The sequence below is a fragment of the Rhodococcus sp. T9N genome, from assembly GCF_024436645.1.
GTDB lineage: Bacteria > Actinomycetota > Actinomycetes > Mycobacteriales > Mycobacteriaceae > Rhodococcus_F > Rhodococcus_F qingshengii.
The window spans coordinates 168550-183462 of sequence record NZ_JAMSKS010000010.1 but is presented as its reverse complement, the minus strand read 5'-3'; the positions used below and the strand labels follow the sequence as shown (position 1 = coordinate 183462).

Genomic DNA, 14913 nt, shown 5'->3' with positions numbered 1-14913 from the left:
GCATTATCGAACCGGAGGCTCAGATGGAACTCGCGAACACGATGCAGGATGCCGACGCTCGCAAGCTCACCGCACCGATGCAGATGGTCTTTTCCGATGTCGTCAAGAAGTTCGATACCGGCACTGTCGCGCTGGACGGCATCGATCTGAACGTGGAGCGAGGAGACTTCGTCGCCGTGGTCGGACCCTCCGGCTGCGGCAAGTCGACTTTGTTGCGCATGGCGGCCGGCCTCGAGCGACCGACCAGCGGCGCGGTTGCCCTCGACACCGAATCAGTTGGCTTCATCTTCCAGGAGCCGACTCTCCTCCCCTGGCGAACCGTGCAGGCCAACGTCGAATTGTCCGCCGAACTCGGTGGCGGCGACAAAGCAGCCCGAAAGTTGCGCGCCGACGAGGCAATTCGCGCAGTGGGCCTGGCGGACTTTGCGAAACAACTGCCCAACGCGTTGTCGGGCGGAATGAAGATGCGCGTCTCGTTGGCACGTGCGCTCACCCTCGCACCTGCTGTGATGCTGCTCGACGAACCTTTCGGTGCTCTCGACGAGATGACACGACTGGAGATGCAGGTAGAGCTGCAAAGGCTCTACACCGACAAGGGGTTCACCTCGATGTTCATCACGCACTCGGTATCCGAGGCCGTGTACCTCGCAAACAAGGTGGTCGTCATGACCGCCCGGCCCGGACGAATCCATTCGGTCGTGGACATCGATTTCCCGTACCCGCGTAGCCCGGAACTGCGCTACGACGCCCGATACACCGAACACGTCGCCGAGATCTCGGCCAGTCTCCATGGGAGCTCACGATGACCGAAGTCCTTGCAGTGCAACAGGGCACCGCACGCAATTCCGCCGTTCGCACTGATTCTGCGACCGCCGCGCGAGCACAGTCACAGCCCGGACGGCCCTCGCGAATGAGAGCGCTCGGCACCTTCCTTCTCTATCCGCTGCTCTCACTTGCCGGCGCGGTCGCAGCGTGGTCGATCGTCAGCTACCTCGTTCTCTCCCCGGAACGTCGATTTCTCCTTCCGCCGCCGAGTCAAGTACTGACAAAGTCGCTACTCGACTGGAAACACCTCTCTCCCATGCTCGAAGCCCTCGCAGTGACGGCACAGGTAGCACTGGTCGGCTTCGTGGTCGCGGTGGCAGTCGGCGTCGGAACCGGCGTGCTGATGAGCCAGGCCAAGTGGATCGAGCGGATCGTCTATCCCTATGCCGTTGTGCTGCAGGTCATTCCCATCCTCGCCATCGTCCCCCTCATCGGGCTCTGGTTCGGCTACGGTATGACCGCGCGTACCCTGGTGTGTGTTCTCATCGCAGCCTTCCCGATCATCACCAACACACACTTCGGATTGCAATCGGTCGATCGCGGACTGCACGAACTGTTCACCCTCGGCCGCGCGTCCCGTTGGGATCGATTGGTGAAACTCGAACTGCGAGCGGCAATGCCGGCTATTCTCACCGGCATCCGCACCGCCTCCGGCCTTGTTGTCGTCGGTGCCATCATCGGCGACATGTTCTTCGCCAAAGGACAACCCGGGATCGGAACGCTGCTCGACGTCTACCGAAGCCGCCTTCAGTCCGAGGATCTGATCGCCGCGATCGTGATCGCGTCGGTGTTCGGTGTCCTCGTCTTCTCTGCCTTTGGATTCCTCTCACGTGTGCTCGTCGGTAAGTGGCACACGTCCGGCCGCAAGGACTTTAAATGACCCACGAAACTCCTGTCTTCGAAATCCCTACGATCGATATCAGCCCGTACCTCCGCGGCGAGGCAGCGGTTGCAAACGCCACCAACAGCACTGCCTGTGCGGAAGTGGCAGCTCAACTCGATCGCGCGTGCCGGGAGGTCGGATTCATACAGATTGTCGGACACAGCATTCCACGATCGGCGACCGAAGGACTGGCCGACGCTCTCGACGAGTTCTTTGCTCTCCCACTGACGGTGAAGAACAACTATCGCCGTCCCTCGTCCGAGAACCGCGGCTACTCACCACCGAAATCGGAATCACTCAGCATGAGCCTGGGCGTCGCCGCTGCGAACCAGATGAACGATTTCTACGAAGCAATAGTCGTGGGCACAGAGGTGAGCGACTATCCGGGCGTCGACCTACCCGAGTCCAGCTACGCCGCCAACACCTGGCCCGTGGCCGCGCCCGGATTCCGACCGGCAATCGAAGAGTATTTCCGTCATGCCCAGGGCTTGGCACGAATCCTGATGTGCGCCTTTACCGACGCTCTCGGATTGCAGCCCGGGTACTTCGATTCGATGCTCGACCATTCGATCGACGCGATGAAGATGAACAACTACGCACTGCCCGAGGGCGAGATCCGCATCTCCGGCGACATGACGGGAATGGGCGCTCACACCGACTTCGGAATCTTGACCATCCTGTGGGCAGATCGAGTTCCGGGTCTTCAAGTTCTGAGTGCCGACGGCTTATGGCACGACGTCCAACCTGCCGACGGCGCACTCTTGATCAACCTCGGCGACGCGATGGCACGCTGGACGAACGACCGATGGCGCTCGACAGTGCACCGAGTCGACCCACCTATCGTCGATGGTCAGATCATCCGACGTCGCTCTGCCGCATTCTTTTTCGACGGGAACTACGACGCCGTCATCGAAGCACTGCCAGGGACTCTCACACCGGGCGAAGTGGGATACCCGCCGATCACGATCGCTGAGAACATCGCGGCCAAAGTGGCCGGACTGAAAGGCGCGACGGCGCCCGAGGTCGACAGTCGCAGCGCTGACCGGGTGCGCGCCGCTGGATAGCGCTCCCGGGTACCGTCGACATCGTGCAGGATCGAAGTGAGGACAAGATGACCACCACCGAACGAGCTTTACTCACCGAGTCCGTGCACGAGACGCTTCGCGAACTGATCTTTTCGGGCGAGCTGGCGCCGGGGACACCACTGAGTGTTCCCGCGCTGGCGAGCAAGCTCAATGTCAGTCGAACGCCGGTCCGCGAGGCCGTGCAGCAGTTGATCTACGAGGGCATCGCCGTCCACACACGGAATGCGGGTGCAAAAGTCGATTCGCTGGACGCGGAGTCTCTGCGCGCGGTCTTCGAGGTGCGTGAGGTACTCGACGGTCTCGCGGCGTTCAACGCGACGGCCAATGCCACGCACGAAACCGTGTCACAGCTGAACAAGATGGTGCAGGTGCAACGCGAACTTCTCGAGAGCCCGCCGGATCAGCGTCGGGATTCGAAGCTCGACCTCGAGTTCCACACCTTGATTCGTGAGACTGCATGCAATCACCCGCTCAGCGAAGCCCTGCATCGTCTGGATGGTCAGTCACACCTCTACCGTTCGGACATGTGGAGCCTCGAGCTCAATCGGCGGATCGCCGTCACCGAGCACGCACGTATAGTCGCGGCCATCGAATCGGGTGACGCCTTGGGGGCGAGGACTGCCGCGAGCGCACACGTAGCCGGGCTACTCGTCCGAACAACCCGGACCTGAAGCTTTACCGAAATGACGGAAACAGCGTGTCAGGCCAGGTGATGTCGCCGTCGTTCTCGTCCACGAACGTACCGACACAGTCGCGCCCCAAAGCGCTGATCGCTCCCGAGATGACCTCTGGATGCTCGAGCTCGGTGAGGTGGTCTCCTCCGGTTCCGGCCCCGGGAACGCCATCGACGTACACCCGGCACTGGCCCCCGTCCAACCGACCGTCCGCCCACTCGCCCGAACTCTGCACCACCGAATAGTAGGCAGATCCAGGAGTGTCCTCACCGGCATTGAGCTTGGTGAGAACTTCGGAGAACATGCAGGTGTCGTAACCGTCGGCAGGGCCTTGTACGCAGCCATCGGGGCTACCGTACTGCGGCGCACCGATGGCGACGAATGAATCCACTACTTCGGAGCCACCGAGGAACTTCGCGTAGTACCGGGAGCTCAGTCCACCCGCACTGTGCGCGATCACCCCGACGGAGTCAGCGCCGGCAGCGTAGGAGCGAATCGAATCGGCAATCAGCTCGGCGTCGGCCGCAATCATCTTGCCGGGTGCGTCGACGAAGTGTGTCTCGTAGCCCGCAGCGCTCAGTGCCTTGTCGAGGGCGCGGTAGGTCGCCTGGTGCGTTTCTCCCGAGTTGTAGAGCTGCTGCCCCGGAACGATGAAGACCACGCGCTTCGCATCGGTGATCCGCCCACCGGCGGCAGCGCTTCCTGCCGAGAACGCCAGAGCGGTGGTCACCAGCGAAGTAGTCACCGCCATCGCCAAGAGAATCTTCGAGAGTCGCACGTCGCCACCCTACGACGGCTGCGCACAAAAAAGGACCGCCGCACTGGATTCCAGTGCGGCGGTCCTTTTCTAGTAGCGGGGACAGGATTTGAACCTGCGACCTCTGGGTTATGAGCCCAGCGAGCTACCGAGCTGCTCCACCCCGCGATGCATGGACAAAGTTACACGAGCAGGTGAACGGAACGCAAATCGCCTGCGCTGGAGCGAAATACACGCCTGAAAGTCGAAGAATCGGGTGACTGGGTTCACAAAATGCCCGTGAGCATCAACACATAACAAGCATGTAACGAACGTACGTCGAAACGGCATCGGAAAGGCTCTACCAGCACAAACGCTAAAATTTTGGGTCGAGAGCAGACCAGACAGTCCGGAAAATTGCGAATCGACCCTCGTTCGACGCTCCCGTACGGTCGGTCCCGGCCCGAATCAACCGGGCGAACGCCGACCCGCCGCTGCTCCACTCTGCCCCGCGGGATCGGAACCCCCGAAACCTTCGAGGGGCAGAGACACGGAGAGACAAGCGCCCGGGAAAGTCAGCATCATCGCCGACCCGCAGGCCCGCCGATGTCAGCAAGCGCGGAGAGGATTTACCCCGACATGACGTACACCAGCATCAGCAAGCGTGCATTCGGCACATTGGCAGTAGCCGGCGCACTTGTCGCAGTGCCCCTCACCATGAGCACCGGCACCGCTTCCGCAGCCACCCACAACTGGGACGGCGTCGCACAGTGCGAGAGCGGTGGCGACTGGAACATCAACACCGGAAACGGCTACTACGGCGGCCTGCAGTTCTCGCAGAGCACCTGGACCGCCAACGGTGGCACCGGCTCGCCCGCCAACGCTTCCAAGGAAGAGCAGATCCGCGTCGCCGAGAACACCCTGCAGAGCCAGGGCCCCGGCGCATGGCCCGTCTGCGGCCAGCGTCTGACCGTCGCGAGCGAGCCTGCAGTCGAAGAAGCTCCCGCCGCAGCGCCGGCTCCCGTCGCCGAGGCACCCGCAGTTGCTCCCGCCATCGAGATCCCGGCCGAGCTCAAGCCCGCCGCACAGCAGGCTTACGACACCGCTCGTGACCTCGCCGGCCAGTACGGCTTCGCCGCACAGTTCCAGCAGCTCTCCGATGCCAACGCACCGATCGTTGCAGCACTGCGCTGATTCAGCTCGTACAGCTTCACCTGAGCACACAAGAAGGCCCACCATCCGATCGGATGGTGGGCCTTCTGCTATTCATGAACTGACGCCGCTTACCTCGGCAGCGCCTGGTACGCGTCAACAGCCTTCTGCAGGCGGTCGAGCGCAGCACCGTAGCTGGTGAAGTCACCGCTCTGTTGCGCCGACTTCAATGCCGCCATTGCCGAATTGACCTCGGCCAGCGCCTTCGTGACGTCATCCGAAGAAGCCGGCGGGGCCGGTGCCGTCGGAGTTGTCGGCGTTTCCGGTTGCGCTCCGGTATCCGGATCGGGTGCCGGCTGGGTGACCGTCGCTGCCGAACCTGCGCCCGGCCAAATCTGACTGATCGCCTCGGAGACGGTCGGTGCATAACCGATCCGAATGCCGTTGGTGTCGCTGAAGCTCACCAATACACGCGCCAACTGAGGGAACGCGTTCTGCGAGTTTCGCTGCGAGTACAAAGGCTCGACATAGAGGATTCCGCCCTCGGCAATCGGCAGAGTCAGCAAGTTTCCGTACTGAATCTTGTTCGACTGCTTGAGCAGTGACACTTCCGAAGCAACACGCGAATCCGACGTCATCGCAGACTGAGCCTGCTGTGGACCCTGAGTCTGCGTATCGGTCGGCAACTGCAGCACCGTGAACTTGCCGTAGTTCTCCTTGTCGTTCGCCACCGAGATGTAGGCCGACAGCAACTCACGACTGAACCCGACCATCGGACTGGTCAGACGGAAATCCGCCTTCGCGGTGTCCTTGTCGCCCACCAGCACGTAGTACGGCGGCTGGTTGGCCGACGTGTCGATCGTCGGATCGCTCGGAACCGACCAGAACGCGTTGTTGGTGAAGAACTCACTCGGATCGTCGACGTGGTACTTCGCCAGCATCTCTCGCTGAACCTTGAACATGTCTTCCGGGTAGCGGAAGTGTGCCTGCAAGTCGTCCGAGATTTCGCTCTTCGGCTTCACCGTGTTCGGGAAGACCCCCATCCACGCCTTCAGAACCGGATCCTGCTCGTCGACCTGGTACAGCGTGACAGTGCCGTCGTAGGCATCGACCGTGGCCTTCACTGAGTTACGGATGTACGAGAACTCCTGGCGCGGAATGAGGCGCCCGGTCGTCTGGTCGATACTGTCCTCGACCAACCCGTCGAGCGAACTGCGCTGCGCGTACGGGTAATCCTGGGCCGTGGTGTAGCCGTCGATGATCCACTGCATCTTGCCGTCGACCACTGCGGGGTAAGCAGCGCCGTCGGTCGTCAGCCAAGGCGCGACCTCCTCGACCCTTTCCTTCGGATCACGCTTGAAGATGATCTTCGAGTTCGAGCCGATTGCACTCGAGAACAGGATGTTGCGCTCGGTGTACTTCGCCGCGAATGCAAGACGGTTGAACCAGTTGCCGATCGAAACGCCACCCGAACCTGTGTAGGTGTACTTCGAGGTGTCGGTGTCGTACTCCCGCGGTCCCTCACCGTCGACGGAACCGACGATCGAGTAATCGGCGTCCGACTGACTGATCACCTCGCCGTAGTACGAACGAGGATTGTCCACCTTGAGATTCTCGTTCTCGGGCGTGGTCGTCAGGTCGCTCACCGAGTAGATCGGGTAGCCACCGGTGTTGTTCTGACTGTCGCCCTGCACGGCCGTGACTTCGTTGGCCTGGGCGGCGACGAAACCGTTGCCGTGCGTGTAGACCGTGTGCTTGTTGATCCAGTCCGTCTGGTTGCCGGAAAGGTTGTTCGGCGACAGCTCACGCGCGGCGACAACGAAGTCACGCAACTGGCCGTCTTGTTCGTAACGATCGACGTTGAGCGTCTGCGGGAACCCGTAGAAGTTCTTGAGCTGACGCTGAGCGGTGAACGTCGGCGACAGAATGGTCGGATCCAACAGGCGTGTGTTCGCGATCGTGGTCCGGTCTGCCGGAACGTCCTGGGGCTGCTTGGTGCCAATTCCCGGATAGTCGACGTAGTCGACGTTTTCTTCCGTGATCCCGTACGCCTGACGGGTCGCTTCGATGTTTCGTTCGATGTACGTGCTCTCCTTCTGCGCCGCATTGGGCTTGACGGAGAACTGCTCGACGATCATCGGGTAGACGGCACCGACGAGGACCGACGAAAGAACCAGTAGAGCGACTGCCATGGCCGGTATCCGAAGATCCCGCGTGAAGATCGAGGCGAAGAACGCCAAGGCGCAGATGACCGCAATGGACAACAGAATGAGCTTCGCCGGCAGGACCGCATTGATGTCGGTGAAGCCCGGGCCGGTGAACGTCGGTTCCTTACGACTACTCGACATCAACGAGTACCGATCAAACCAGTACGCCACCGCCTTGAGAAGCACAAAGGTGCCGGCGATGACAGCCAGCTGAATACGAGCGGCCGTGGTGAACGTCCCATTGCGCCCGGCCAACTTGATCCCACCGAAAACGTAGTGGGTGACCAGGTTTGCCACGAAGGCAAGCAGAATCGAGACGAACAACCAATTCAGAACGAAACGGTAGAACGGCAGATCGAACGTGTAGAAGCCGACGTCCAAGTTGAACTGAGGATCGGTGATCCCGAAAGCCTGGCCGTTGAGGAACAACTGGATAGTGACCCAGTTGGCCTGTGCGATGAGACCGGACAGGATGCCGATCGCTACCGGAATGATCACGCCGAAAAGACGAAGACGCGACATGACGGTGGTGCGGTAGCGCGCGATCGGATCATTGGGCCCGGAGACCGGGACGAACACCGGGCGTGCGCGGTACGCGAGAAGCATCGCGAGCCACACGATGGCGCCGACGACAATTCCGACGACCAGGAAGAGCACGAATCGCGTCAGCAGAACCTTGGTGAAGACACCGCGGAAGCCGACTTCGCCGAACCACAACCAGTCCGTGTACATGCCGATCAGTCGCGGCCCCACGAGCAGCAAGGCCGCCACTACGACAGCCACCACCAACAAGATTCGACTGCGTCTGGACAGAGAGGGTAAACCTGCGGGGGGCCGCATGCCCACGTGCCACGCTCCAAGATTTGGCGACGCCGTGGCGTCGCAACCGATTGCATCGATCACTGCGGCCACGCCCGAGTGGACTTGGCCGTTTCCGACCACTCTACGTAACAACGGTCACGGGTTGACAACACGGAGAGCGGGGAGCCGGACAGAAGGTGGGAGGATGAACGTGTGAGTGAAGAGAATATGAGCAGATCACCGAGTGCCCTCGCCCGGTGCGTTCATGAAGTTGTCGACCACATCGACGCCGAAGGCTGGGATCAGCCGCCGAAGCTGTACGCGTTGGTACCCACCGAAATGCTCGCCGCGGCCGAACCCGGACTGCTCGACCAACTCGCCGAGGGCGCCGAATACACACCGATCGAACAGGAATCGCTTCCCGAGGACATCATCGGCGGTTCACGGGCACTCGACGAGTTCCTGGCGACGACGCATTGGCCCGAGTCCGTGCAGGGTTGCATCCTGGTGCAGGAGATCGTCGTCCTGCCGCCCGAGGCGGAATCGGATCTCGACCACGCCACGGCGCCGGTATTGACCGATCAGCACGCGGCGGACGAAGTCGCTCGACTGACGGCCGACGCGCATCCCGATCGACGCGAGGCTCGACTGTTCGTCGGCGTGCTCCGTGACGGTCCCTCGCTGTCGCTCCTACAGATGCGTCCCGACGAGGATGCGGATCCGTACGGTGATTTGGAACTGCTCACCTACGACGGTCTTGCACCTCACCTCGTGCACGCCCTGTACGCGACGCTCGACGAGGTCGAAGAAGACTGACAGAGTCGTCGGCGGCCAGGCAGCTTTCAGCAGCGGGGTGCGTCGCCGCCCGTGTTGAGGCTCTCGAGTGAGTCCACTGCGCCGGGCAGGTTGTCGACCTTGACGAGTCGAAGCCCGTCCGGCGCATTCTGTTTCGCCTCGTCACAGTTCTGGGCCGGCACGAGGAAGGTCTCAGCACCGGCTTGGGACGCGGCGATCAACTTGTACCTGATGCCGCCGATCGGACCGACCTCGCCGTCGGAGTCGATGGTGCCCGTTCCGGCCACGAACTTTCCACCGTTGAGCTCCCCCGGAGTCAGCTTGTCGACCAAGGCCAGTGTGAACATCAGTCCGGCAGAAGGACCGCCGATGTCGGCGAGATTGAACTGCACGGTGAAGGGAACGTCCGGGACCTCGCTGGGTGTGACGCCGAGGTAACCCGATTCGGGCTTGTTGGGCCGCGCCCCGACGGTGACCGGCACAACGGTCTCCACACCCTCACGAAGGACGGTGACGTCGATCGCGGTGCCGGGCGCGATCGCACCGACCGTGTCCTGAACGCCGGTGATGGTGGTTACCGGAGTGTCGCCGATCTTGACCAGGACGTCGCCTTCTTGCAGGGCACCCGCAGCGGGACCGTCCGGAGTCACCTTCGAAACAGTCAGTGCCACCGGCTTACCGAGAAAGTGCAGTGCCGCCAACTCGGCACTGTCCTCGGACTGCTGGAAGTCGGCCGTGTTGGCCTGCTGAATCTCTTCCTTCGACTTCTCGGGCGGATAGATCTCCGAGCGAGGGACGAGTCCGTTGCTGCCACTCGCCCACAGTCCGAACGCTTCGAAGATGTTGAGGCCGTCGCGAACCGACACCGTTGTCATGTTGAGGTTGCCGTCGGTGGGATCGACCTCGGTCCCCTGGATGTCCACGACGGGCTTACCGTCGACGTCGCCGAGCGTGTTGAAGGTGGGGCCCGGACCGAGTGCGACATAAGGAACAGTGACCATTGTTCCGACGACTCCCAACACGACGATGGGTGCGAGTGCGGCCAAGAGCGTCACTATCCGTCGATTCACCTGATCCAGAGTAAAGCGCGAAGGCTCCGGAGCACCGATCGCACCGCCTGAGCGCCGTGCGTGTTCGCCGTCAGCGTGACTCGGAGGGCGACTCCGACCGCTCGAGCCTTGTACCGTTGAGGTATGAGCAATATGCCGTTCGGCTTCTCCAACTCCGACGACGATCCCGATCGCGACAAGAACGCGGCGGGTGGCAATCCGTTCGGGGGTGGTGACATGCCGTTCGGGTTCGGCGCGGGCGGTGAGGGATTCGATCCGGCTCAGCTCGGCCAGATGCTCACCCAGTTCGGGCAGATGCTGAGCGGAATGGGCTCGTCGATGGGCCAGGGCGGTACGTCCGGCCCGGTCAACTACGACATCGCCAAGAAGCTGGCACGCCAACAGATCGGATCGGTCACACCGATCACCGAGGGCAACGTCAAGGCGATCGCCGACGCCGCGCACCTGGCCGAGATGTGGCTGGACGCCGCGACAACGCTCCCTGCCGGAGCGAGCCGCACTCTTGCGTGGACTCCGAACGACTGGCTCGACAACACGATCGACACCTGGAAGCGACTCTGTGATCCGGTGGCCGAGAAGGTAGCGGGCATGTGGGTCCAGGGTCTTCCGGCCGAAGCACAGCAGATGGCTGGCCCGATGCTGGGCATGCTCGGCCAGATGGGCGGACTCGCGTTCGGCTCGCAATTGGGCCAGGCACTCGGCCAACTGTCCACCGAGGTGCTCTCCTCCACTGACATCGGCCTGCCCCTCGGCCCCGAAGGCACCGCGGCCCTTCTCCCGGCTGCGGTTCAGGCTTTCAGTGAGGGTATCGAACAGCCGCATCAGGAAGTTCTGGTCTTCCTCGCCGCGCGGGAAGCCGCTCATCAGCGCCTTTACAGTCACGTTCCGTGGCTGCGCCAGCGTGTTCTCGCGACAGTGGAGGAATACGCCCGCGGAATCACCATGGACTTCTCGGCGATGGAAGAATTCGCCAAGGACCTCGATCCATCCGCTCTCACCGATCCGAGCAAGCTCGAAGCGCTGATGCAGCAGGGCACGTTCGAGCCGCAGAACACACCGGAGCAGAAAGCCGCTCTCGAACGTCTCGAGACTCTGCTTGCGCTGGTCGAGGGCTGGGTGGAGACGGTCGTCACCGCCGCACTCGGCGAGCGACTGCCTGGTGTTGCCGCGATGAGTGAGACGTTGCGGCGTCGCCGCGCTACCGGCGGCCCCGCCGAGCAGACCTTTGCGACGCTGGTCGGACTCGAACTTCGTCCTCGCAAGGTCCGTGAAGCGGCTGGTTTGTGGCAGAAGCTCACTGCGGAAGCCGGTATGGACGTTCGCGACGGCGTCTGGTCGCATCCCGACCTGATGCCCGATTCGAGCGATCTCGACGCACCGGACGGATTTGTCGCCCGTGTCCTCGGCGCCGGCGAAGCCGGTAATTTCGACGACCCGATAGCCCAGCTCGAAGCCGTCGTGGCAAAAGAGCGTGCGGCCGAGGAAGCGATGGACAAGACCCGCGAGGACGACGAAGAGAAGTAATCCCTTCTCGACCGATTTTCGCAGATCAGCCGCGATGACCGCCTGTGGATAACTGCCGCTGACGGGGACTCGCCGAGGGCCCGTCGTGCCAGCATCGAATGATGACCGGTCACACACACGACGACACCAGACAAGACAGCACTTCACAGCGATCCGCGGGACCTCGATGGGACCCGCGGATCGCTGTTCTGTCGCGCCCGGATGGTCGACTGCAGCTGGGATGGACCCCCGGACGTGCCGTCCTGCTGACTCTGCCTGTCGGGGTCGACGATCGCGCGGTGAAGTCGATCCTGCGCAAAATGGACGGCTCGAGATCCCGCGCAAACATCCTCTGGGAAGCGTCGAGGCTCGGGATTCCCACATCCGTGACGGAGGAGTTGCTCGAGCAACTCGCCGATTCCGGTTTCGCCCACACTGCCCGCAGAAGCACCGCGACGGTCCGGATTCACGGTGTCGGTCCGCTCTCTGACGCCATCGAGCGCGCACTGGTCACCGGCGGGGTCAGCACGCGTCGCTCGCGCGGGTATCGCAACACCGACGTCGTGCGCACGTGGAACGAACAACTGGTGGTCCTGAGCGACGACGTCGTGACTGATCCTCGTCTGGTCAGCGATCTCGTTCGCTGTGGACTCCCCCACCTTTCCGTCCGCATCCGCGACGGCAACGGTGTGGTCGGTCCTCTTGTCCTGCCTGGTCAGTCGAGTTGCCTGCGGTGCGCAGACATCCTCCGATCCGAACTCGACCCTCATTGGCTTCATCTGTCCGCGCAGCTACTCGGCAGCGCAGGCCACGCGGAATCGGCGATGATCCATGCAAGTGTCGCGCTGGCCCTGGCCGAGATCGACTCCGCATTATCGGAGACAGCGGCGACGCATGCGGCGAGTCTGTCGTCGACGCTCGAGATCGCGCTCCGTCCGTATCGGATCACAACCAGGCGCTGGCCTCGGCAAATATCCTGCAGTTGCCAATACCTGGCACCTGTTTCGGGCAAAGGACGCCCCAGTCAGACATGATGGTGTGGTGTCCGAGATCCCACGCAAGAGTTCTGCCCGTACTGCCAAACTCGCGAGCATCCCCCTGGGGATGGCCGGTCGCGCCGCCATGGGCTTCGGACGCAAGCTCGCCGGCGGCGACAAAGGCGAGATCGACGCGCAGTTGAGCGCGAAGGCGGCCGAGCAACTGTTCGCGGTGCTGGGCGAACTCAAGGGCGGCGCGATGAAGCTGGGCCAAGCGCTCAGCGTCATGGAGGCGGCAATTCCGGAGGAATTCGCCGAGCCGTACCGCGAGTCACTGAACAAGCTCCAGGCCGCCGCCCCGCCGCTGCCGACCAAGCAAGTACACAAGATGCTCGACCAGCAACTCGGAACCAAGTGGCGCGACCGATTCCAGTCGTTCGACGATGAACCGACCGCGTCGGCAAGCATCGGGCAGGTTCACCGAGCCGTCTGGGCGGACGGCCGCGACGTAGCCGTGAAAGTTCAGTACCCCGGCGCCGACGAAGCTCTACGCGCCGATCTCAAGACCCTGGGCAGATTTGCCGGTCTCTTCGGTTCGGTCATGCCCGGTGTCGACGTGCGGCCCGTGATCGAGGAGTTCACCGCGCGCACGGAGGAAGAACTCGACTATCGGATCGAGGCGAACAATCAGCGAGCTTTTGCCAAAGAGTTCGACGGAGATCCCCAATTCGTGATCCCGCACGTCGTGGCGAGCGCGCCGAAAGTGGTCGTGACCGAATGGATGACGGCAACCCCGTTGACCAGAATCATCGAGAGTGGAACGCCGGAGCAGCGCAATGCGGCCGGTGCACTACTCGCCGAATTCCACTTCGCGTCTCCGGCCCGTGTCGGATTGCTCCACTGTGACCCGCACCCCGGCAATTTCATGCTTCTCGAGGACGGCCGACTCGGCGTCATCGACTTCGGTGCTGCTGCGCCGTTCCCGAACGGACTGCCACGGGTTCTCGGCACGATGGTGCGCTTGGCTGTCGAGGAACAATTCGACGAGTTGACGGAGTTGTTGCGCGCCAACGGTTTCGTGATCCCCGGACGCACGGTGACCGACAAGGAGATCGCGGATTACCTGCGACCCTTCACCGACCCGATCCAGACCGAGTCATTTCACTTCACTCGGGCATGGCTGCAAAAGGCCGCCGGAACCGCCACTGACTTCAACAGTGCGCAGTTCCGAACGGCCCGTGCACTCAACCTTCCGGCCGAGTATTTGATGATCTTCCGTGTTCTTCTCGGTTCGGTCGGCATATGCGCCCAGTTGGACGCATATGCCCCGTACATGGAAATCCTGACTCGTTGGTTGCCAGGGTTCGCGGAGCCGGTTCTGGATGACACCGGCTCCGCCGAATAAGACACCGGCTCCGCCGACTAAGACACCGGCTCCGCCGAATAGGGCTCTCACGCGCACACAAGTTGCTTGCGTGGGCGCCCTCTCGGTCTCTTGCGCGCTATGACGGCCCCCTGATCGAGGATCTCGCCGCCCCACACCCCCCATGGCTCGGCGCGGTCGAGAGCCGCACTGAGACAACGGGAACGGATGGGGCACTGCGCGCACAGTGCCTTGGCCTGCTCGAGTTCGGCCGGAGCTTCGGCGAACCAGAGATCGGGGTTGGATGCCCGGCACGGCAAGTCGCGGCGGGTGGACGCGACCTCGATGAACGTGACTGCAGCCGAAGTGACGTCGGTGGAAGTTACTGCAGTGGTGGAGTTTTCGGATTCCACGCGGATTGTCTGGGCAGACAACTCGGTCTCCTAGTGCTCGGATGCGAAACTGTGTCGCACGATATGGGTTCGATGGGTGCGAACCTGAGCCGAGTCGGAAACCAGATGAAGAGGGCTATCCAACACAAAGGCCACGGTCCGCAGGGGCTGCGGGTCCGTGGCCGTAAGTGAACGGATGTGTCCTACCGAGAAATACCTCGATGGCTTAAGAACACGGACTCGACAGCTGCTTTCTTTGCTGCTGCTTGAGGGCGCAGGCGGAGCGCATGCTGCGCCCATACCGCTGCACGCGGCAGCATGGGGGCGGCAACAGCGAACTTTGCGCTTGCGCACGCTTCGTAAGAGATCAAGTTCGTCATTTTTTTGCCACCTCCATTTCGTGTCGGTCCGGATAGTTTCTGCGCACAGGTTGCCCCGTAACACTGAAAA

13 protein-coding genes and 1 tRNA gene are annotated in these 14913 nt (G+C 62.4%); 9 read left to right on the top strand and 5 right to left on the bottom strand.

The features are described 5' to 3' along the window. The first annotated feature begins 23 nt into the window (after nucleotides 1-23). Genes M1L53_RS18060 through M1L53_RS18045 form a run of 4 tightly spaced genes read left to right on the top strand, consistent with a single transcriptional unit; the run spans nucleotide 24 to nucleotide 3464 of the window. Entirely contained in the window at nucleotides 24-806 is a 783-nt protein-coding gene (locus tag M1L53_RS18060) for an ABC transporter ATP-binding protein (RefSeq protein ID WP_003942349.1), read from the top strand. Beyond that, entirely contained in the window at nucleotides 803-1705 is a 903-nt protein-coding gene (locus tag M1L53_RS18055; protein WP_042450093.1) for an ABC transporter permease, read from the top strand. The genes M1L53_RS18060 and M1L53_RS18055 overlap by 4 nt, the downstream gene beginning before the upstream one ends. Beyond that, a complete protein-coding gene (locus tag M1L53_RS18050; RefSeq protein ID WP_042450095.1) occupies nucleotides 1702-2772 on the top strand; it encodes an isopenicillin N synthase family oxygenase in 1071 nt (356 codons plus the stop codon). The genes M1L53_RS18055 and M1L53_RS18050 overlap by 4 nt, the downstream gene beginning before the upstream one ends. A 47-nt stretch (nucleotides 2773-2819) precedes the next feature. Then, nucleotides 2820-3464 (top strand): GntR family transcriptional regulator, encoded by a 645-nt coding sequence (locus M1L53_RS18045; protein WP_007731273.1) that lies wholly within the window; start codon nucleotides 2820-2822, stop codon nucleotides 3462-3464. Between the two features lie 4 nt (nucleotides 3465-3468). Here M1L53_RS18045 and M1L53_RS18040 read toward each other — a convergent pair whose 3' ends face one another. Together M1L53_RS18040 and M1L53_RS18035 are read right to left on the bottom strand one after the other, a co-directional pair. Next, a complete protein-coding gene (locus tag M1L53_RS18040; RefSeq protein ID WP_054187615.1) occupies nucleotides 3469-4245 on the bottom strand; it encodes a triacylglycerol lipase in 777 nt (258 codons plus the stop codon). Between the two features lie 73 nt (nucleotides 4246-4318). Next, a tRNA-Met gene (locus M1L53_RS18035) sits at nucleotides 4319-4392 on the bottom strand. A gap of 450 nt (nucleotides 4393-4842) precedes the next feature. Here M1L53_RS18035 and M1L53_RS18030 point away from each other — a divergent pair. After that, nucleotides 4843-5397 (top strand): transglycosylase family protein, encoded by a 555-nt coding sequence (locus tag M1L53_RS18030; RefSeq protein ID WP_003942299.1) that lies wholly within the window; start codon nucleotides 4843-4845, stop codon nucleotides 5395-5397. Nucleotides 5398-5486: 89 nt separating this feature from the next. Here M1L53_RS18030 and M1L53_RS18025 read toward each other — a convergent pair whose 3' ends face one another. Continuing rightward, on the bottom strand, nucleotides 5487-8402 hold the full coding sequence (locus M1L53_RS18025; RefSeq protein ID WP_207623849.1) for a UPF0182 family protein: 2916 nt from the start codon (nucleotides 8400-8402) through the stop codon (nucleotides 5487-5489). 174 nt (nucleotides 8403-8576) lie between these two features. On the opposite strand from M1L53_RS18025, the gene M1L53_RS18020 reads away from it, so the two are divergent. Then, nucleotides 8577-9179 carry a PPA1309 family protein gene (locus M1L53_RS18020; RefSeq protein ID WP_003942343.1) on the top strand — a complete coding sequence of 201 codons (603 nt, stop codon included), beginning with the start codon at nucleotides 8577-8579 and terminating at the stop codon, nucleotides 9177-9179. A gap of 26 nt (nucleotides 9180-9205) precedes the next feature. Here M1L53_RS18020 and M1L53_RS18015 read toward each other — a convergent pair whose 3' ends face one another. After that, nucleotides 9206-10228 (bottom strand): PDZ domain-containing protein, encoded by a 1023-nt coding sequence (locus M1L53_RS18015; protein WP_054187616.1) that lies wholly within the window; start codon nucleotides 10226-10228, stop codon nucleotides 9206-9208. A gap of 123 nt (nucleotides 10229-10351) precedes the next feature. Between M1L53_RS18015 and M1L53_RS18010 the strand changes: the two genes are divergently transcribed. The 3 genes from M1L53_RS18010 to M1L53_RS18000 all read left to right on the top strand — a co-directional run bounded on the left by M1L53_RS18010 (nucleotide 10352) and on the right by M1L53_RS18000 (nucleotide 14113). Then, entirely contained in the window at nucleotides 10352-11752 is a 1401-nt protein-coding gene (locus M1L53_RS18010; RefSeq protein ID WP_054187617.1) for a zinc-dependent metalloprotease, read from the top strand. A gap of 98 nt (nucleotides 11753-11850) precedes the next feature. After that, on the top strand, nucleotides 11851-12765 hold the full coding sequence (locus M1L53_RS18005) for a hypothetical protein (protein WP_054187618.1): 915 nt from the start codon (nucleotides 11851-11853) through the stop codon (nucleotides 12763-12765). Between the two features lie 4 nt (nucleotides 12766-12769). Then, entirely contained in the window at nucleotides 12770-14113 is a 1344-nt protein-coding gene (locus tag M1L53_RS18000) for an AarF/ABC1/UbiB kinase family protein (RefSeq protein WP_007731259.1), read from the top strand. 47 nt (nucleotides 14114-14160) lie between these two features. On the opposite strand, the gene M1L53_RS17995 is transcribed toward M1L53_RS18000, so the two are convergent. Further along, complete coding sequence (locus M1L53_RS17995; RefSeq protein WP_003942321.1) at nucleotides 14161-14484, bottom strand: WhiB family transcriptional regulator; 324 nt, start codon at nucleotides 14482-14484, stop codon at nucleotides 14161-14163. Nucleotides 14485-14913: the final 429 nt, after the last annotated feature.

What these genes read in the sequence shown, in the direction of transcription:
- M1L53_RS18055 (WP_042450093.1), top strand. Translation starts at nt 803, where the DNA reads ATGACCGAAGTCCTTGCAGTGCAACAGGGCACCGCACGCAATTCCGCC.
- M1L53_RS18005 (WP_054187618.1), top strand. Translation starts at nt 11,851, where the DNA reads ATGATGACCGGTCACACACACGACGACACCAGACAAGACAGCACTTCA.
- M1L53_RS18030 (WP_003942299.1), top strand. Translation starts at nt 4,843, where the DNA reads ATGACGTACACCAGCATCAGCAAGCGTGCATTCGGCACATTGGCAGTA.
- M1L53_RS18045 (WP_007731273.1), top strand. Translation starts at nt 2,820, where the DNA reads ATGACCACCACCGAACGAGCTTTACTCACCGAGTCCGTGCACGAGACG.
- M1L53_RS18060 (WP_003942349.1), top strand. Translation starts at nt 24, where the DNA reads ATGGAACTCGCGAACACGATGCAGGATGCCGACGCTCGCAAGCTCACC.
- M1L53_RS18050 (WP_042450095.1), top strand. Translation starts at nt 1,702, where the DNA reads ATGACCCACGAAACTCCTGTCTTCGAAATCCCTACGATCGATATCAGC.
- M1L53_RS18010 (WP_054187617.1), top strand. Translation starts at nt 10,352, where the DNA reads ATGAGCAATATGCCGTTCGGCTTCTCCAACTCCGACGACGATCCCGAT.
- M1L53_RS18025 (WP_207623849.1), bottom strand. Translation starts at nt 8,402, where the DNA reads ATGCGGCCCCCCGCAGGTTTACCCTCTCTGTCCAGACGCAGTCGAATC.